11 protein-coding genes are annotated in these 19,179 nt (G+C 44.1%); 8 read left to right on the top strand and 3 right to left on the bottom strand.

The annotated features are described in order from the left end of the window. Positions 1 to 70: 70 nt before the first annotated feature. A complete protein-coding gene (locus I5907_RS04395) occupies positions 71 to 1,015 on the top strand; it encodes an ARPP-1 family domain-containing protein (protein ID WP_196989510.1) in 945 nt (314 codons plus the stop codon). A 170-nt stretch (positions 1,016 to 1,185) separates the two neighbouring features. Here I5907_RS04395 and I5907_RS04390 read toward each other — a convergent pair whose 3' ends face one another. After that, the gene (locus tag I5907_RS04390) at positions 1,186 to 2,937 is read right to left on the bottom strand and encodes a discoidin domain-containing protein (protein ID WP_196989509.1); all 1,752 of its coding nucleotides are present in this window, start codon (positions 2,935 to 2,937) and stop codon (positions 1,186 to 1,188) included. A gap of 305 nt (positions 2,938 to 3,242) precedes the next feature. Then, a complete protein-coding gene (gene dnaB, locus I5907_RS04385) occupies positions 3,243 to 4,823 on the bottom strand; it encodes a replicative DNA helicase (protein ID WP_196989508.1) in 1,581 nt (526 codons plus the stop codon). Positions 4,824 to 5,454: 631 nt separating this feature from the next. Between dnaB and I5907_RS04380 the strand changes: the two genes are divergently transcribed. Together I5907_RS04380 and I5907_RS04375 are read left to right on the top strand one after the other, a co-directional pair. Continuing rightward, positions 5,455 to 7,800: an ATP-dependent helicase gene (locus I5907_RS04380; RefSeq protein ID WP_196989507.1), complete on the top strand. Its 2,346-nt coding sequence runs from the start codon at positions 5,455 to 5,457 to the stop codon at positions 7,798 to 7,800. Positions 7,801 to 8,137: 337 nt separating this feature from the next. Continuing rightward, positions 8,138 to 8,455, top strand: a complete 318-nt coding sequence (locus I5907_RS04375) for a hypothetical protein (protein WP_196989506.1) — start codon at positions 8,138 to 8,140, stop codon at positions 8,453 to 8,455. 118 nt (positions 8,456 to 8,573) lie between these two features. Here I5907_RS04375 and I5907_RS04370 read toward each other — a convergent pair whose 3' ends face one another. Continuing rightward, on the bottom strand, positions 8,574 to 11,909 hold the full coding sequence (locus I5907_RS04370) for a VCBS repeat-containing protein (RefSeq protein WP_231401961.1): 3,336 nt from the start codon (positions 11,907 to 11,909) through the stop codon (positions 8,574 to 8,576). 447 nt (positions 11,910 to 12,356) lie between these two features. On the opposite strand from I5907_RS04370, the gene I5907_RS04365 reads away from it, so the two are divergent. The 5 genes from I5907_RS04365 (at position 12,357) to I5907_RS04345 (ending at position 19,171) form a co-directional block, all read left to right on the top strand. Next, positions 12,357 to 15,173 carry a carboxypeptidase regulatory-like domain-containing protein gene (locus I5907_RS04365; protein WP_196989505.1) on the top strand — a complete coding sequence of 939 codons (2,817 nt, stop codon included), beginning with the start codon at positions 12,357 to 12,359 and terminating at the stop codon, positions 15,171 to 15,173. Positions 15,174 to 15,226: 53 nt separating this feature from the next. Next, positions 15,227 to 16,642, top strand: a complete 1,416-nt coding sequence (locus tag I5907_RS04360; RefSeq protein WP_196989504.1) for a hypothetical protein — start codon at positions 15,227 to 15,229, stop codon at positions 16,640 to 16,642. A 269-nt stretch (positions 16,643 to 16,911) separates the two neighbouring features. Continuing rightward, positions 16,912 to 17,598 (top strand): class I SAM-dependent methyltransferase, encoded by a 687-nt coding sequence (locus I5907_RS04355; protein ID WP_196989503.1) that lies wholly within the window; start codon positions 16,912 to 16,914, stop codon positions 17,596 to 17,598. A gap of 235 nt (positions 17,599 to 17,833) precedes the next feature. Then, on the top strand, positions 17,834 to 18,415 hold the full coding sequence (locus tag I5907_RS04350; protein WP_196989502.1) for a Crp/Fnr family transcriptional regulator: 582 nt from the start codon (positions 17,834 to 17,836) through the stop codon (positions 18,413 to 18,415). 93 nt (positions 18,416 to 18,508) lie between these two features. Then, complete coding sequence (locus I5907_RS04345; protein ID WP_196989501.1) at positions 18,509 to 19,171, top strand: NADPH-dependent F420 reductase; 663 nt, start codon at positions 18,509 to 18,511, stop codon at positions 19,169 to 19,171. Positions 19,172 to 19,179 lie beyond the last annotated feature (8 nt).

Raw genomic sequence — 19,179 nt, 5'->3', positions numbered from 1 at the left:
AAGATGAACGGATTGCGACGCAACAGTCGATGCCATGAAATGCTGTAGCCGGTATCTAAAAAAACAACACATGAACCACTTTAAAATTTTGTGTTTGTTATGGCTGTTACTCTTTACGGCCGGTGTTGCCAATGCCCAGCTTATTTATACAACGCTTGATGTGCAATACGATTCGGCCTGGGTATGTAATAACCTTAAACTGATACCGGTAAGATTTAAAGACACAGGCATGGCGCAGTTGCCGCAGGCAGAAAGGAACATTATCTCTTTTGAAGAAGCGTTGCGGGAAGGCAAGATAACGGTGAAGGAAATGGCCACAACCGGCGGCGCAGACGTGGGGATGCTTACCATAAAAAATCATTCAAAAAAAGATATTCTTATAGAAAGCGGCGAGATGGTGGCCGGTGGTAAGCAGGACCGCGTATTTGCATCTACCACGCTGATTCCGCCAGATGAGAAAGAAGTTTTTTTGCCGGTGTTTTGTGTGGAAAAAGGCAGGTGGGATACACGCATACGATCTTTTCGCTATGCAGGCCCTGCCAACAATGCCTTAAAGCGGCAGGTGAATATTGCCAGGAAACAAAACAAGGTTTGGAAAGAGATAGACAGGCAACTGGGCGAAAGCGATAAGGTAAATAAAACCAATGCTTATCTTGAAATTTATCGCGATACAATTATCCGGGATTCTGCATGCATTGCTTACTTCAACAGCAGGATGAGCGCAAGCGACAGCCTGTTTGCGGGCTTTGTGGCCATAACAGGCGATAAGATCATCAATTGCGAATTGTTTGGCAGTACAGCTATGTTTATGGCGGCATACCCAACGCTGCTCAAAAGTTACCTGCGCAGTGTAAACAATCATGCCGGTAATCCAACTATAGCCAATGCAACGGTAAAAAACTTTCTCGATAAGTTTTTACAAACAGCAACACAACAGGCAAAATACTTACAGGATCATGGTGCGCTGTATCTGTTCGATAAAAAGGTTATTCACCTCGTTGCTTATACAGATTAACACGTTTATAAACGGGCGGAAGCATTTTTGTGAGCCGGCATTTGTAATGCTGCTCATCGCCTGTTGTGTCACTCACTTGTACGTTCGGTTGGTATGGCAGCTACAGCGATCCGCACACAACCAATCTTTCATATCTCCCATCTCACGTCTCACGTTTCACGTCTCACCACCTACTCCGCTTTCATAACCGCTGTACGTTTAGAAATGCCGTTTTCATTAAATGCTTCTATTTGAAAATAGTAGGCTTTATCTTTTTCCAGTGCGCTCAAATAATATTCGTTGGCATTATACACCATCACATTGTTGTAAAGTTTACCAGGCGCTTCGCCAAAGTAAATATTGTAACCGGTGGCATTGTCGTTGGTCTGCCATTTAAACCAAACGTTCCTGCGTTCACTATCGCCACGCAGCGCAATGAAGCTTTTAACGGTATCAGGCGCGCTGCCATGGCCATTTCCAAAAACACGCAGGCCGCTGATGGCAAATTTACCTGTTGGCATGTGTATGTTTTCAAGCTTTATGTAGCGGGCTTCTACAGGTTTGCTTAGCTCAACATAATCGTGTGGTACATCTTTTTTGTTGTTGCTTTTATCAACCAGCACTTTCCATGTTTTACCATCATTCGAAGTATATAAAATATACTGGTGGTAAATACCATTGATCTTGCCCAGGAAGCTGCTGTCTGCATCCTGGTCTGCGTAATTTACCTGTATTGCTTTAATAGTGCTTACAGCGCCAAGGTCTGTTTGCAGCCACTCGCCTTTATTGCCGGTTTTGGCACTCCAGTAGGTTTTAATGCTTTCATCAACCGCATTATTGGCACTGTAGCCACCCAGCGTTGAAGATACCGCCACAGGCTTGTTATAGTTCAGCAACATCCAGCCCGTAAATACTGCATGCACCCGTGTAGTATCCTGTTTTTTCGTGGGCAGGTAATAAGGGTAATCGCCAAAAACGGTGTTGCAGTATAAAATGCCGTCTTTATCAAACCCGGCAGGCCAAATACCATTGCGGCGCTCAAAATTGTTTTTTACGCAAACCCCAATGGTGCTTATGTGCCACCAGTTGCCAAATTTATCCTGGTAGGTGGCACCATGTCCTGCACCACGGGCATAACCACCGGCTTTATACGAGAAAGGATTGTGGCTTTGGTAAGTAAAAGGCCCGAGTGGTTTATCGCTTACATACACGCCATCTCCATAACCGCTGAATTCCGTACCCGGCGCACCATACTGCAGGTAATATTTGCCATTGTATTTATTCATCCACGAGCCTTCAATAAAAGGCTTCAGGAATGTATTGTCGTGGTACTCTCCAAAACGCTCCCAGCCATGAATACTGTCATTCAAACGCAGTAAAGAAATGCGCGGACCAATAGTGTCAAACGTTTTGCGGTTTATTTCCTGGCCATATGTAGGAAAGGTGTTGCTGGAACCAAAATATGCATACAGCTTACCATCATCATCTGCAAGGAACGCAGGATCCCATGCGCCTGTTTTAAATGAATCTACCGCTTCTTTCCAGTTGTCTGTTGTGGGGTCTGTGCTCATCCATATGGGAAAGTCCTGCGTGTAGGTAGATCCTATTACAAACAACGTATCGTTTTGTGCCCATGCTGCAGGAGCACACAATTCATCGTATACGTGGTGGTAGGGTTTTAAAAACCTGCGGGATACGAATTTCCAGTTCAGCATATCGCTGCTGTACCAATAACCCCACTGGTTGGTGGAGAACAGGTAGTAATTGTCTTTGAACAAAACGATTACGGGGTCTGCCGTGGCCCTGTGCCTGCCCTGCTCAGAAAAATTGGGTATGGGCGTATAACCATAATCGATGTTGATCGGGTTGCAGAAGGTTTTCTGCTGGGCGCGGATATTATTTACAGCAAGGATCGGCAGCAATGCAAGAAGCAGATATTTCATGTTGCAGGTTTGTATGCGTACAGACAGTGATTTGATTATTAGCTACTAAATGTAGGGAGAAAGATTTTGTGCGGTGGCCGGGTTATTTGTTGTTGCGGTCTGGCGGCTGGTGCCGGCCGCGTACGGGGGACCGGTCTGACGGGCCTCCGTCTGACCGCCGGTGTCGGGCGCAATGTTGCGGCCCTGGCAAAAGCAGATCGCTGCAGTTGCCCTAACAACCGAACGTACAAGTGAGTGACACAACCGGCGATGCCATGAAAAACAAAAGCCGGTAACATCATAATCACCGGCTTTTGCAGCTATGTTTAAAACGGCGGCTGTTCATCAAAACCTTCATCGAAACCGCCACTGTTCATTTTGCTGCCCTGTATAAAGAAACGGCCACCGCCACCCTGCTCGCCGCTATCTGGTGTTGGTGCCGGGCCTATGGGCCTGAAATTGCCACCCGGCGGCGTAAAGCCCGGGCCGCCATCATCCCACTCATCGAACTTCTGTATGTGCAGTGATGCACGAAGTTTTACCACGTCCAGCTCACCATTACGGTGCTTGGCTATTTTGATATGCGTTTCGCCACGTGTGCTCTCGCCATTTTCATTGGCAAAGTTCTCATAATATTCAGGCCTGTAAATAAACATTACCATATCGGCGTCCTGCTCAATGGCACCCGATTCACGCAAATCGCTCAACTGCGGCATCTTGCTTTCTTTACGCGTTTCTACCGCACGGCTCAACTGGCTAAGTGCTATAATGGGCACACTCAGTTCTTTGGCAAGGCCTTTCAGGCTTCGGGATATGGTGCTGATCTCCTGCTCACGGTTGCCATTTTTGTTATCGCTGCTGCCGCTCATCAATTGCAGGTAGTCTATGATGATAAAGCCAACTTTGTGTTTGTTTACCAGGCGCCGTGCCTTGGCGCGAAACTCGAAAATGTTGAGTGCCGCAGTATCGTCTATATAAATGGGTGCTTTTTCAAGCCTTGCAATACCACGTTTGTGCAGTTGCTGGTATTCGTATTCTTCGAGTTTGCCACGTGCTATCTTTTCCATGGGTATTTCACTCTCGGCAGAGAGAATACGCTGCACCAATTGTGCAGCACTCATTTCAAGCGAGAAAAAGCCTACGGGCACCGGCTTGGTAGGGTGCATGGCCGCATTGCGGGCAAGGTTTAAGGCAAAGGCCGTTTTACCAACCGCAGGTCTTGCAGCAAGTATAATAAGATCGGTAGGCTGCCACCCAAAGGTGATCTTATCAAGGCTTCTGAAGCCACTGGGTACGCCTGATATTTCGTCTGTTTTCTTTCTCAGCTCATCTATACGGTTAATGGTTTGTGCCAGCGCACTGCTCATTTCCTTGTAGTCTGTTTTGAGAAAGTTGTTGGTAATCTGGAAGATCTTGTCTTCCGCATCGTCCATCAGGTCAAATACATCGGTGCTGTCTTCGTATGCATCGCCGATTATTTCGCCGCTGATGCGGATAAGCTCCCGCTGAACAAATTTTTGTAAGATGATTCTTGAGTGTGCTTCTATATTGGCAACAGACACAACCGCGTTGGTCATTTTTGTCACATAGTAAGGGCCGCCTACCATGTCCAGCTCTTCGGTCGTTTTCAGTTGCTCTACAACGGTAAGAATATCGATGGGTAAACTCTTTTGCGCCAGGTTTTGAAATGCACGAAAAATGCGCTGGTTGGCATCTACATAAAAACATTCCGGTTTCAATATTTCTATTACCGTATCGAATGCACTTTTATCGAGCATTATGGCACCTAAAACAGCCTCTTCCAGGTCTCTGGCCTGTGGCGGAACCTTGCCATATACCATCGTACTTAAGTCGATGGACGGCTTTCTTCCTTTCTTGCGATCCTTGTTAAAATTCTTGATTTCCATGCGGCAGTAAAACTTGATACGGTTAGTAAAGTTTCATACACCAATGCTCACAGGGGGTTGTAATTTTCTTTGACAGATTTACTACATTACTTGCTCAAAAAAAGTCTCCTGCTGAGTAAGGGGGAACGAATATAGTCTGCTACAAACTCCCGTAAAAAGTTTCCCGGACATATTTTTTATTCATATTCACCCTCACATAAAGTTCACATTTAAATATGGGTTATCAACATAATATTATCCCAATTAACCAAACAAGAATATTTATACAGATTTTGAAAAAGTTTTGCGCCAGACGGCCTGCCTTATGCACATGGCTTTGTGCAGAAAGAAATAATAAAATAATTTGGAGTGTAAGCAGTTTTTTGATTAACTGCTTGCAAAATTTTACACACTTTTTAAAACTTTTTGTAGCCCGGCTTTTGTGCATGCATTGGGCTGCTGTTGCATCGCACTCTTGTACAACATAACCATTTGCAGCAGCTCAAACTATTCCCATCGCGTGGCAATAAAACAGGGGGCCATTTGCTGAAACCTGCCATGCAACCCGCATCAATCGTCAAAAACAATTAAATCATGTTTCAACTTTTAAACCACGCTTCTTTTACAAGTACACACAGCTTAACTTCGCCGCATGATGGAGTATCTGAATGGTTTGAATGAGCCGCAGCGGCAGGCTGTTTTGCATACAGAAGGCCCGCTGATGATTGTGGCAGGCGCCGGTAGCGGCAAAACAAAAGTATTGACCACACGTATTGCCCACCTGATGGCAAACGGCGTAGATTCTTTTCGTATACTGGCATTGACATTTACCAATAAGGCAGCCAAAGAAATGCGGGAACGTATTGAGCATATTCTTGGCAACAGTGAGGCACGCAATTTATACATCGGCACATTCCACAGCGTATTCGCAAGAATATTGCACGGCGAGGCACACAGGCTTGGCTATCCAAACAGCTTTACGATCTATGATACTGACGATGCGAAAAGCGTGGTAAAGACAGTCATCAACGAGTTGAACCTTGATGATAAGCACTATAAACCCAATACCGTTTACAACAGGATCTCTGCTGCAAAAAATGCATTGGTTGGCCCGGCAGATTATAAGAACGACTATTATATTCAGCAGGAAGATATGCGTAGCAACCGACCATTGATTGCGCAGATATACGATGCCTACAACAAACGCTGCTTTAAAAATGGCGCCATGGATTTTGATGACCTGTTGTTTAACATGTACCGGTTATTGAAAGAATTTCCCGAAGCGCTGATCAAATACCAGAGCAAGTTCAGGTATATTCTTATAGACGAGTACCAGGATACAAACCCTGCACAGTACGAGATCATCAAACTGCTGGCCGCACAGCACGAAAATATTTGCGTGGTAGGCGATGATGCCCAAAGTATTTACAGCTTTCGGGGCGCCACCATTCAGAACATATTGCAGTTCCAGAAAGATTACGATGATGTGTCTGTAATAATGCTGGAACAGAACTACCGCAGTACACAAAACATTCTTAAAGTTGCCAATGAGGTAATTGGTAACAATAAAGGCCAGATACCCAAAGCCCTGTGGACAGAAAATACCGCCGGTGAAAAGATTAAACTGGTGCGTACCATGACGGATAACGATGAAGGAAAATTTGTTTCCGATGCCATACAGGAGCAGAAACTCCGCAACCATTTTCTCAACAAAGATTTTTGCATACTCTACCGCACCAATGCACAAAGCCGCGCATTTGAAGAAAGCCTGCGGCGTATGGGCATTCCATACATTATTTATGGCGGCATCAGTTTCTACCAGCGTAAAGAAATTAAAGATTACATAGCTTACCTGCGTGTGGTGGTTAACCCGCAGGATGAAGAGGCATTAAAACGCATAATCAACTACCCGGTGCGTGGTATTGGTAAAACCAGTATAGACAGGGCTGTATTGTATGCAAATGAACAAAACATCAGCATGTGGCAGGTGCTGGAGCGTGCAAAAGAATTTGGTTACAAAGCCGGTACGCTGGAGGCCATCGAAAATTTGGTGCTTATGATACGCAGCACGCAAAGTATGATGGCCAAACACAATGCGTATGAAATTGCCTTCCATATTGGTAAACAAACAAACTTTGTAAAAGAACTTTTCAACGATAAAAGTGCAGAAGGTGTAGCCCGTTACGAAAACATACAGGAGCTACTCAACTCCATTAAAGAATGGATAGAAACACCACTCAATGAGGAAGATGGCGAGGTAGGCGATAAAAGCCTTGGTGCATACCTGCAGCAGATTACCCTGCTTACAGACGCTGACCAGAAAGATCCTAATGCAGATGTGGTAAGACTCATGACGGTACATGCTGCCAAGGGGCTCGAATTTCAGTGTGTATTTGTGGCCGGCCTCGAGGAAACACTATTCCCCAGCGGGCTCAGCATCAACAGCCGCGAAGAACTCGAAGAAGAGCGCAGGTTGTTTTATGTGGCTATTACAAGAGCCAAACAGCGCTTATGGTTAACTTATGCCAATACACGTTACCGGTTTGGCAACCTCGTGCAAAATGAACCCAGCCGTTTCCTGGAAGAAATTCCGGAACCTTTTGTAGACAGAACATTTGCCGGTGGTGGTCCCCGCAACCAGACAAGTGGCTTTGGCGGCAGCTCTGCCTTCGACCGTATGCATGGTGGCTTTGGTGCCGCAGCACAGGCAGAAAAAACCTATGGCCCGCCACCTGCGCGTAAAAAAGAAACGCCTTCTTACCTGCCGGCAAAACCGCAGGCGCCTAAGGTAGTGGAGCATACACCCAGCGAAAATTTTGTACCCAGCGATACGGCCAACCTGCAGGAAGGCCAGAAAGTAGAGCACCAGAAATTTGGCTTTGGTATAGTAAGCAAAATGGAAGGCAGCGCACACAACCCTATTGCAACCGTACAGTTCGAGCTGAATGGCGAAAAAAAGATCATGCTCAACTATGCAAAACTTCGTATTGTGGAATAAAAAGGAACTCATTTTATAGCCGGCATTTGTGCATGTGGCATCGCCTGTTGTGTCACTCACTTCAACGGTTGGATTATTAACCCGGCAACGGGGTGCTGCAACACGGCCAGCTTCAAAAGCCAGGGTAATAGCTGTCGCGCCATCACATCAGCGTATTTATTATATGAACTAACCCTGCTTTTAAATGCACGCATAATCAGCACTTTGGCACTTTCTTTGGTTATCTGTTGTCGAACATGATACTGCATCAGCAAGTGCGTTTCAGGTTGCTTTTATTCATACTACATACTACACACATACCCCATACAGCAATTGATATTCATTTGTAATAACCGTTATGTTAACCGGGCAAACCATACATATAAATTTTGATTATGCACTTTCAGAAACAATTACAGTTAAACTGAGGGGAGACATTTCATGCAACTATGTAAAACCTGCTTATATCATAAGCAGTCTGCAGGTTACAAAAGATGGTGTCGTCAATAATTTTCCGAATGAATTAACGATTATTCCGTTGGTGGTGGAGCATGACGCTATCGAATGGGTGCATGCAGATTCTATGCGTAAAAGTATTTTAAGCGAAGCATTGGGTAAGGCTATAGAATCTACGGGTGAAGTAAGTTTTCTGCGTAAAAGAGAAAAAGCAGCCTGATCACTTTATATCGTGCAGGTTATGCGGGCATGCAGTATCGTTGCTGCTATTGGTTATACAGTACAAGAGTGCGACGCAACAGGTGCCGGGAAGCGTTACCAAGGCCGGGTACACCATGCTAATAACGTATAATTATTGCGCTGTCGTTATTTCTTGCAAGTATGTAAGCTTCTTTGTTTGCAATATTCATTTGCCTGATGTGGCGCACCTGGCCTTTTATGGCAATGCCATTGAGTGGTTCTGCTGTAAAATTTCCTTTTCCTTTATTGATGAGCATTGTTCCGTAATCAGCATCGTACGGGCCTAACTGTGTGTTGTTTTCAAAATAATTTCCTGTAAGCAGGATGTCTGGCAAGTTATCATTATTGGCGTTTGTTATTACCGCGTCTTTGTACGTTGATAACTGTGCCTGCCATGGCAATGCCTGCACGGTATAATGCTGGTTGCCATCATTGATGAGCACTGCATTGCTAAAATAATCTGCAGATAATTTAATAGCGCTTTCGAGTTTCTGCTTTCCAAATATGTCGGCTAAAGAAGCTTTCGCAAAATCTTCTGCATACAGGAATTGTTTCTTCAACACCGGCATTTTCTTTTCAAGTTCATCTTTGGTAGCAAAGGGTATTTGCCTGCCCTGTAAATAAAAAGTAAGTACCTGCTCTTTTACACCGTTATTATCAAAATCGTTGAAGTAAAGTTGCACGGGCTCTTTATCTGAAGCCTGTAGCCTGCTGTTTAAGCCAAGGTTGCCGGCAATGATGTCTATATCACCGTCATTGTCCACATCGCAGGGCAAAGAAAAATTCCACCAGCCTTTTTTGTTGGTAAGGTATTGTTTTGTAAATGTGCCTTTATCATTAATGAATGCGCATATACCATCCCACTCAAGCGACAGCAGCAGGTCTGTATCTCCATCTTTATCAAGATCGAACCACTTTGCATTGGTTACAAGACCAACCTGTGAAAGATTTTTTGCTGCCTGTAATGTTACATTTTTATAGTGCCCGGTGCCATCATTCTGTAACAGGAAAGATGGCGGTATATTGCCATACTGCCATGGGGTAGTTCTTGCACCAAAGAAAAGATCAACAAAGCCATCCCCATTAAAATCTGCTGCCGCCACGCAGGAAGCTGTAAGGAAGACGTCATTAAAAGCGCCGGGTAGTTTTTGCAGGTTGCCTTTGCCATCGTTCAGGTAAATGCGCGGCGCCTGGTGAATGTCTTTGTGCTGGTATTCGTTGCCACCGCTGGCAACAATAAGATCAGGTGTTTTATCATTGTTTACGTCTGCCCAACAGGCATCAACGTCTTCATACATACTGTCAAGTACCAGTGCCGGTTGTTGTGTAAGTGCAAAAGTGCCGTTGGTTTGCTGCGTGTACACAACAGCCCTGTTTCTTTTGGAAGAACCGATAAACACATCATCGAGCCCGTCTCCGTTGATATCAGCCACTGCCAGTGCCGGACCTTCGGTAGAAAGCATATGCGGTATCAATGGTTCGCGGTTAAATTCCTGGAAGTCAGATTCAATATGCCTGTACAGCAACTGCGTTTGACCGGTGACATTGTAAAGCTTGTTGGTATGCAGTGTATCGAATCTTGCAAGACTGTTATAATCGAAGGCAGGCAGCCCAGGCCGGTATGTTTTGGTTACAATTTTATTGGTATCTGCCCGCCAGTTTAACTGCTCATAAGTATTATCAGGCCATACGAGGCAAACAGAATCAATCCTGCTGCTGTTTACTGAAAAATGCAGCGGGGTTTCTATACTGGACAGAAAACCATGAACCGGGTTTTTCTGGTATGTTCTTACACTATCATCACAAAACACAAGCACCTTAGCACCGGTTGCATTGACGTTTTGTGCATTGCCTTGTAAGCGCAGTGCAATATAGTTGCCCGCTGCAGCAGTACTGGTCAGATTTTCGTACAGCAAAGCAGGCTCATCAATATTATTTACTACAATATCCAGGTCGCCGTCGTTATCAAGATCTGCATACAATGCTCCGTTGGAGTAGTTGCCTTTGTCATTATCTATGGCACCCGCCATGTCGGTAAACTTAAGGGCGCCATCATTCCGGTAAAATTTATTGGGCACTTTTATTTCAGGAAATTTTTCTATCAGTGCCATATCCTTTTCCCCAACATTGTTCATCCGTATTTTAACCTGCACCTCATCATTAGATACATAGTTAATGTAGTCAATATCGTTCAGGCGTTTGGGAATGCCGTTGGCAATAAAAATATCTTTCCGGCCATCATTATCAAAATCGAAGATGAGCGAAGACCACGACCAGTCTGTAGCAGCCATGCCGGAATACAAACCCGTCTCGCTGTAAAAACCATTGCCCCGGTTAAACTGCAGGCTGTTGCGGGTTTCCTGTTTAGCATAGCCATATTGTTGTTTAATATGCTGTACATCGTATTGGTCAGACCCTTCAGAGCGTTTTAAAATATAAGGGTCATAAGCAAGCATATCAGATGTTACGATCTCCGGTAACCCATCGTTGGTAAGATCGGCTGCATCTACCCCCATGGTGTACTGGCTGGTATGCGTTAATGCATCTTCCCGGGTGTCTTTAAAAGTACCATTGCGCTGGTTGATGTACAGGTAATCGTTTTCATGAAAATCGTTGCCAATATAAACATCCGGGTAGCCATCCATATTTATGTCGGCCACCACAATGCCCAGGCCATAACCAATTACAGAGCTGTGAATACCGGTTGAATCTGTGATATCTGTAAAATGACCGTTGTCATTCTTGTAAAAGCGGTCGCCGGATGTTGCGTTTTTTTTACCCAGCAGAATCTGGCGTGGGCCGTAAGTACCGTTTTGGTGTAAGGAGTGGTTCAGCAGGTACATGTCAAGATCGCCGTCCAGGTCATAATCCAGGAACGCAGCCTGCGTGCTAAAGCCGACAAAATCGAGCTTCATGGCCGGGGCTTCATCTGCATAAAACGGAATACCGTTTTTGTCAATGCCCTTGCAGATAAGAAACTGGTTTTTGCTGTTGAGTATTTCATATTTACCTACACGGCATACATAAATATCCAGCAGGCCATCATTGTTTATGTCAACCACAGAAACGCCGGTGCTCCAGCCGCCATCCTGCGGAATGCGGGTTTGTTTGGTAATGTCTTTAAAATGAAGTTGGCCTTCGTTCAGGAACATTTTGTTTTCTCCCTGGTTGGCAGCAAAGAAAAGATCGGCCAGGCCATCATTATTAAAATCACCGGCACAAACACCTGCGCCGTTGTAGTAATACATGTAGTGAAAAACATTGAACTTATCTGTGGGAGAAAGTGTGTTGGTAAATGCAAGGCCTGTTTCGCTGCTTTCTTTTACCGCAAATAATGCAGGCTGGTTTTTGTTGGTGCCACATGCCAGCAATAACATACTTATGGTAAAATACATCCAGGCATTATACATCAGCAGCCCCCGTTTCTTACCCATAAAATTTTTCATAATGCCTGTGCGTAAATCAAAAGCGAAAACTAATTCAAATTTCGCTGCCGGCAAATTCTGCGTAAGTGTTTTTGGTGCCCGGCATTTGTTTTTCAATGAAACTACTGTTGCGTCGCACTCTTGTACTGCAGTGCATGCTTCGGCAGCCCGGGCACGGTTTTGCTGCCATCAATTGCACCGGTGCACTACACGCATGCCTGCATGCCGGGTCGCTTCAGTTGCCATAAAAGCCAAATGTACAAGTGAGTGACACAACAGGCGATGCCACATGGTGCAAAAGCTGGCAACATACATATAAAAAAATTATAGGTAACCTCTTAGCAAACAGGCCGATAGTCGCTGTTAACATTGCGGTAATATTGCGGTAATGATTGCTTAACATTGGCGTAACATGGCCATAACATTGTATGTGTTCTTTTGCGCAAAATTTAACACATGCAGTTGAATAAATGGCTCAGCCGTTTGGTGATTTTTGGAATGATGATTTTTATATCGCAGGTTGTGATTGCACAGACCGGCAAAGTATCTGGAACTGTAGCTGATGAAAACAATAAACCCGTAATTGGCGCATCTGTAAAAGTGCTTTCTACCAATACCGGAGTGGCAACAGATGTAGATGGCCACTTTGAACTTACCTTACCTGCAGGTAAAAAATATGAAATAGAAATTTCTGCACTAGGTTTTGGTACCAAAACATTGACAGATGTAGAGATAACAGCAGGACAGGTAAATAACCTGAACATTACACTTGCTGTAAAAACAGCAGACCTTGATAATGTAACCGTAAAGACTTCTGCAAGAAAAGAAAGTACCAACGCACTTATCACTTTTCAGAAAAATACCAATGCTGTGGCGCAGGTAATATCTGCAGAAGCTATACGCCGCTCACCCGATAAAAATACCGGTGAAGCATTGAAACGTGTAACAGGCCTTTCTATACAGGAAGGAAGGTATATTGTGGTACGTGGTTTAAGCGACCGTTATAACCAGGCTATGTTAAACGGTGTGTTGCTTTCGAGCACAGAGCCGGACAGGAAAACCTTTTCATTCGACATTTTTCCTGCAGCGATTGTAGAAAACATTATCGTAAACAAAACTTTTATACCCGAATATTCAGGAGAGTGGGCCGGCGGTTTGATACAGGTTAACACCAGGGATATTCCCGCAAAGAATTTTTTAAACGTTCAGGTTGGTTCAAACTTTAATACCAATACCGTTGGTAAAGATATATACACCTACAAAGGCGGTAAACTTGACTGGCTGGGTATGGATGATGGTGCAAGGGCATTGCCGGATAACTTTCCTACAAAAAACCAGTTTGCGGTATTGAGCAATGCAGAGAAAACACAGCTCGGTTTAGACCTTGCAGCCAAAACATGGGCACCTACACAGAAAACAAGTTTGCTGAATACACTTGGGCAGTCGTTCCAGATGAATGGCGGGTTTACCACGAAACTGTTTAAAAAAGACCTGGGCGGTGTTGTTACACTTACCTATAACAGGAGCGTAAGAAACCTGGATTATGAAAACAGGTTTTTCAACATCAATGAAAGCAAAGCGGAAGCTTCATTCGATTATCATAACAACAAGTACACGCAGGATGTGTTATGGGGTGCGCTGGCAAACTTTTCATTGCGTTTGAATACCAATAACAAGATCAGTTTTAAAAACCTGATCAACATCAACACATCTGATTATACCACGCTGAGGACAGGAAAGGATTTCGAATTCAATTCGCAGTTGGGTGAGAATATAAAAGCGTACGAATACGGCTTCAGGAACAATACTTTTTTCAATACGCAACTTAATGGCGAACATAATATACCGTCATTAAAATCAAAATTCAACTGGTTTGGCAGTTTCAGCATCCTGGATCAATACATTCCCCAGCAGCGCCGTATACAGTACAACCAGGATCCTACCGATCCCAATGCACCATACCTCGCGTTGTTGTCCAATACACTTTCCCAAAAAACAGGCAGCGTTTATTACAGCAACCTGAACGATTACATTTACAACTTTGGCGGAGATGTTACCACCAACTACAACCTGGGTGGTAAAAAGCAATCTGTAAAAGCCGGTTATAATTTCCAGGTGAAGGACAGGTTGTTCAATGCAAGACCTTTCTCAATCTCATTACCATCAGATAATCCAACGCTAAGGGCGCTGGATCCGTCACAGATATTTGCTGCGCAAAATTTTGGTACAGCAGATAACCAGTTTCATTTTGATGAATTATCGGGTATATATTTCCGCTACCTGGCAAACACCATACTCAATGCCGGTTACATACAGTTCGATAACAATTTTACAGACTGGTTGAGAGTTGTATGGGGTGTGCGTTATGAAAACTACGATCAGCTGGTGGGCAGCACAAGAAAGTCTGACCCCCGCTACAGTTACAGCAAGGTGGGCGATTTTCTGCCTGCAATAAATGCAACCATTAAAACAAATGCGAGGTCTAATTTACGTTTTGCAGTATCGCAAACAGTGGTAAGACCCGAATTCAGGGAGCTTACGGGCACAGCTTTCTACGATTTTGAAGTTGGTGCAACAATCATAGGTAACCCAAACCTGCAGCGTACAAAAGTTTCCAATATAGACCTGAGATACGAGATATACCAGCGTCCCGGGGAACTGATTACCATGGGCGTATTCTACAAGTATTTCGATAAACCAATTGAATTGGCATTTAACCAGACCGGGGCAGGTTCTTCCAGCACTTTTAACTACCTCGACAACGGCAAAACCAGTGCGCAAACCTATGGCGCAGAAATAGAGTTTAGAAAGAAGCTCGATTTTATGCAGGCTTTCAAAAGGTTTACAGTAGGCGGTAATTTCTCTTACATCTACAACCGTGTAAAATTCGATCAGCAGGTATTGAACAGACCTATGCAGGGCCAGTCGCCATACCTCATCAATGCTTCTCTGCAATATGATATTGAAGAGAAAGGATTTTATGCAACTGTACTTTTCAACCAGGTAGGCCGCAGAATCCTGTATGTAGGCAACGAACAGTTACCACCGGTATGGGAAGCGCCAAGACCTTTGCTCGACCTGCAGATAGCTAAGAAGATTATAGATAAAAAAGGTGAGATCAAACTAAATATTTCAGACCTCATCAACCAGCGTGCAAGATTTTACCATGATCTTGATGGTAACAAAAAATATGGCAGCGGGCTTGATGCACTGGCGCTTTCAAGAAGATACGGTACCAGTGTAAGCTTAACCTTCTCTTACAACTTCAGATAATAATAAAACAATACTTCATTCGTCATTCAACTTTTTTAAATCAATAACACTTTATGAACAAGTTTCTGAGTCTTTTAGTTGCTGCGATTGTGCTGATGACATCCTGCCGCAAAATTGAAGAAGATGTAACCATTATTGGCGGGAATAACGGCGGTACAGATTCAACTGCTGAAAATACCATACTGGAAGGAAAAATATCTGCAGACAGAACATTAAAGGCTAATTACACCTATAAGATACGTGGTATTGTATATGTGGTAAATGGTGCAAAACTGACTATCGAAGCAGGTACAACAATACAAGGCGAAAAGGGTGCTTCTTCAAGAGGTACACTGGTTATAACAAGAGGTTGCCAGATCATTGCAGATGGTACCAAAGACAAACCTATTTTGTTTACTTCAGACCAGCCAACACCATCACGTGGCGATTGGGGCGGTATCGTTATCCTCGGCAATGCAAAAACCAATGCTTCTTTCAATGGTGTTACCGGTATCGGTTCCGTTGAAGGTGGTGTTAACAATGCTGAAGGCCTGGGTGTATACGGCGGTACAAACGATGCTGATAATTCAGGTACCCTTCGTTATGTGCGCATTGAATATGCCGGCTACGCATACCTTCCGGATAATGAGTTGAATGGTTTAACACTTGCCGGTGTTGGTAACGCAACAACCGTTGACTTCGTAGAAATATTCAAAGCAAATGATGATGCCATTGAATGTTTTGGCGGCAGCGTAAACCTGAAACATACTATTTTCATCAGTACACTTGATGATGATTTTGATACAGACAATGGCTGGAGCGGTAAAGTTCAATTCGGTATCATCGTGAGAGATTCTGCTATCGCAGATATTTCAAAATCTGAATCATTTGAAAGTGACAACGACGCAAACGGAAGTACATTGGCCCCACAAACAGCTGGTGTATATAGCAATATTACCGTTGTTGGACCTCGCGCTACAACCTCAAATATTGGTAACAGCCTTTACCTTGCCGGCGCACAGATCAGGAGAAATTCATCGATCTCTATCTTCAACTCCGTTATCATGGGCTTCCCTACAGGTTTATTGATAGATGCAAGCAAAGGAACACCTACAGACCTCAATATTGCTGCCGGTACTTTGTTTGTTCAGAACACGATTATCGCAGGTTGTGCAACGCCGGTTAGTTACTCCGCAAGCGCTACATCTCCTACATCATGGAAACCAGAGTCTGCACTTGAATGGTTCAATACAGCAACTTTTGGTAACAGCGTGGTGGCATCTAATGATGAGTTGAAACTGGCAGCAGCATTTAATTATAGTGCTCCCGATGTAACACCGCAGGAAGGTTCTCCATTATTGAGCGGGGCAGATTTCAGCAATGCAAAACTTTCAGGCTTAACACCCGTTACATACCGTGGTGCAGTTGGTCCTGCAGGTTCTGCAGATGCAGACTGGTGGAAGGGATGGTCAAAAATGGGCCTGAATTAATAGCAGGCTTAACAATTTATTCTTCTGCCGTTTACAGTATAGTAAAGACAAAAGCTGAATTTCGTTCATAGCAGAGCATACAAGCAAGCAGATTATTCTCATGGCGGTCCCGGTTTATACCGGGACTTTTTTTATGCGCCGTCGCCAGCCAGTTCATGGGGCGGATTATACAGTTCATGCAGGTGAGGGAAACCCGGCAAAGTATTATTCTTCAATTTTACAAACCGTTTATACAATTCCATTGAAGAACAGCAGCATAAAAAACTCACATGACAACGCTTTTAAATAAACCGGTAAGTTTTGTAGATGACCAGGTATGGACCGTATTGCCCGATTCGTTTTCCGCGCCGTATGATGGTAAGGCAAGGCTTTATGAGTGGCTGGTGCAGCGCCATTGGTACAACAGGATTTTCTGGGGTACATCGCCTGCTGATTACCGACAGTTTGCAGCCCGTGCCATTTTGCAGGGTAAAGGTAATTTGCTCGATATCGGTTGCGGCGGCCTCGTACACACAGCCGCTATATACAGTAAAACAAGACGCAACACTTTCCTGCTCGATAACTCAACAGAAATGCTAAGAATAGGCTGCGGCCGCGTAACAAGAGGCAAGATCAATAACAATTTATTCTTTTTGCAGGCTAACGCTTTCGACATGCCGTTCAATAACAATAGCTTCGATTCCGTGGTAAGTTTTGGTATCATTCATTTGTTTGACGACAAAGAAACATTTGTAAGCGAAGCATTACGTGTACTGAAGCCCGGCGGAGATTTTCATTTCTCTGCGTTGATCAAAGAAAGACCTTTCAGTATAAAATATCTCAATGCACTTCACAAACGAAAAGAGATCGGCAAACCATATACGGCAGAAGAAACACTGGCCATGTTTAACGGTAAAGTAAATGCCATAAACGCTGTGGTAAAAGGAAGCATGCTGTTTATCCGGGGGGTTAAATAGTTATTTGGAGCCCGGCTTTGGAATACGATGGCATCGCCTGTTGCGTCGCACTCTTGTACGCCTGTAAAGGTGTGCGGCAAGTGCGTAGATCAAAGCGAAGTAACGGGCAGAATAATGCCATTAGCAGCCAACTGCAAATTGAACCATAACATTTTTCAATAGCAGATTATACCTTGTCAGCTATCACAGTTTTATTGTAATCAACATTTATGTAATATTTGCAGAAAGCACATGAATGTTTGAGCAGTTGTTCCATAGTATTAACCAGAAAATTTCTTTACCGGCACAGGAACTTGAGCGGATCAAGCCATTCTTTATTCCAAAAAAACTGCGCAAACGCCAGTACCTGCTGCAGGAAGGTGATGTTTGCAAATACACCACCTTTGTTGAAAAGGGTGCGCTTCGTTCTTACAGCCTGCACGAAAAAGGAAATGAGCATGTAATCCAGTTTGCCCTCGAAGGTTGGTGGGTAGGTGATATGTACAGTTTTTTAACGGGCGAACCATCTATGTATAATATAGATGCCCTGGAAGATGCAGAACTACTGCTCTTAACGCCTGCGGCAAATGAAGCCATGCTGGCCGCTGTACCCGCTATGGAAAAATATTTCAGGCTGCTCTTACAGAATAATATGATTGCGATGCAGCGCAGGCTTGTGGCTTCCCTCAGCCTTAGCGCAGAAGAGAAATACACGAGGCTTGTAAACAGTTATCCGGATATTATTCAACGCGTACCACAACACATGATTGCCTCTTACCTTGGCATTACACCCGAAACCCTTAGCCGCATACGCAAGCAAATGAGCACCACCCGTTAGTATTTTTATTGATCTACATCAACGTTATTTCTTGTTTTACCTCAATGGTGCATTGCGCAAAGTGCAGGTAGTTTTGCACCGTAATCACAATAAATGGCGGTACAAAAAACGATAGCGATAATAGGAGCAACGGGAAGTATGGGCAAGGCTATTGCTAAGTCTCTTGCCGGAAGCAGTTACCGTCTTCTATTGATTGCTTCGGCTACGGATAAGCTTACATTACTGCACCAGGAAATATTACAGGCACACACACAGGCAAATGTTGAGTGCATGCAATGTGCATTTGATGCTTGCTGGGAGGCAGATATTATTATTCCCGCTGTGCCATATGCAGCGGAAAAATTTGTAGCAGAGAAAATCAGGCAGGTGGCTACGGGTAAAATTGTTATCAGCATCTCCAACCCGTTTACAGAAAGTTTTACTGCTCTTAAAACAATAACCGGGAAAAGTGCCGGGGAAGAGTTGCAGGAGCTTTTACCTTATGCACACGTTGTAAAAGCATTCAATACTGTTAATGCAACAGATTTTATGTTGCCGGCTATAAATGAGCAGGTATTTGATGTATTGGTGGCAGGGAACAATGACGATGCGGTAAAGACAGTATCATCGCTTGTTGACCAGGCAGGTTTCAATCCTGTAATAGCCGGAGACATTTCAGTGAGCGCATCTATGGAAAACATGCAGCTTATGCTTATGCAGCTTAGTATGCGCAACAATTATTCAACACATGCGGGCTGGAAAGTACTGCATGATTAAAGCAAGTT

Origin of the sequence: Panacibacter microcysteis, from assembly GCF_015831355.1 — a bacterium.
Lineage (GTDB): Bacteria > Bacteroidota > Bacteroidia > Chitinophagales > Chitinophagaceae > Panacibacter > Panacibacter microcysteis.
The sequence above is the reverse complement of the archived record's forward strand: the minus strand, read 5'-3'. Positions and strand labels throughout refer to the sequence as shown.

Coding starts and splice junctions, on each gene's coding strand:
- I5907_RS04395 (WP_196989510.1), top strand. CDS start 71: ATGAACCACTTTAAAATTTTGTGTTTGTTATGGCTGTTACTCTTTACG.
- I5907_RS04390 (WP_196989509.1), bottom strand. CDS start 2,937: ATGAAATATCTGCTTCTTGCATTGCTGCCGATCCTTGCTGTAAATAAT.
- dnaB (WP_196989508.1), bottom strand. CDS start 4,823: ATGGAAATCAAGAATTTTAACAAGGATCGCAAGAAAGGAAGAAAGCCG.
- I5907_RS04380 (WP_196989507.1), top strand. CDS start 5,455: ATGATGGAGTATCTGAATGGTTTGAATGAGCCGCAGCGGCAGGCTGTT.
- I5907_RS04375 (WP_196989506.1), top strand. CDS start 8,138: ATGTTAACCGGGCAAACCATACATATAAATTTTGATTATGCACTTTCA.
- I5907_RS04370 (WP_231401961.1), bottom strand. CDS start 11,909: ATGGGTAAGAAACGGGGGCTGCTGATGTATAATGCCTGGATGTATTTT.
- I5907_RS04365 (WP_196989505.1), top strand. CDS start 12,357: ATGCAGTTGAATAAATGGCTCAGCCGTTTGGTGATTTTTGGAATGATG.
- I5907_RS04360 (WP_196989504.1), top strand. CDS start 15,227: ATGAACAAGTTTCTGAGTCTTTTAGTTGCTGCGATTGTGCTGATGACA.
- I5907_RS04355 (WP_196989503.1), top strand. CDS start 16,912: ATGACAACGCTTTTAAATAAACCGGTAAGTTTTGTAGATGACCAGGTA.
- I5907_RS04350 (WP_196989502.1), top strand. CDS start 17,834: ATGTTTGAGCAGTTGTTCCATAGTATTAACCAGAAAATTTCTTTACCG.
- I5907_RS04345 (WP_196989501.1), top strand. CDS start 18,509: ATGGCGGTACAAAAAACGATAGCGATAATAGGAGCAACGGGAAGTATG.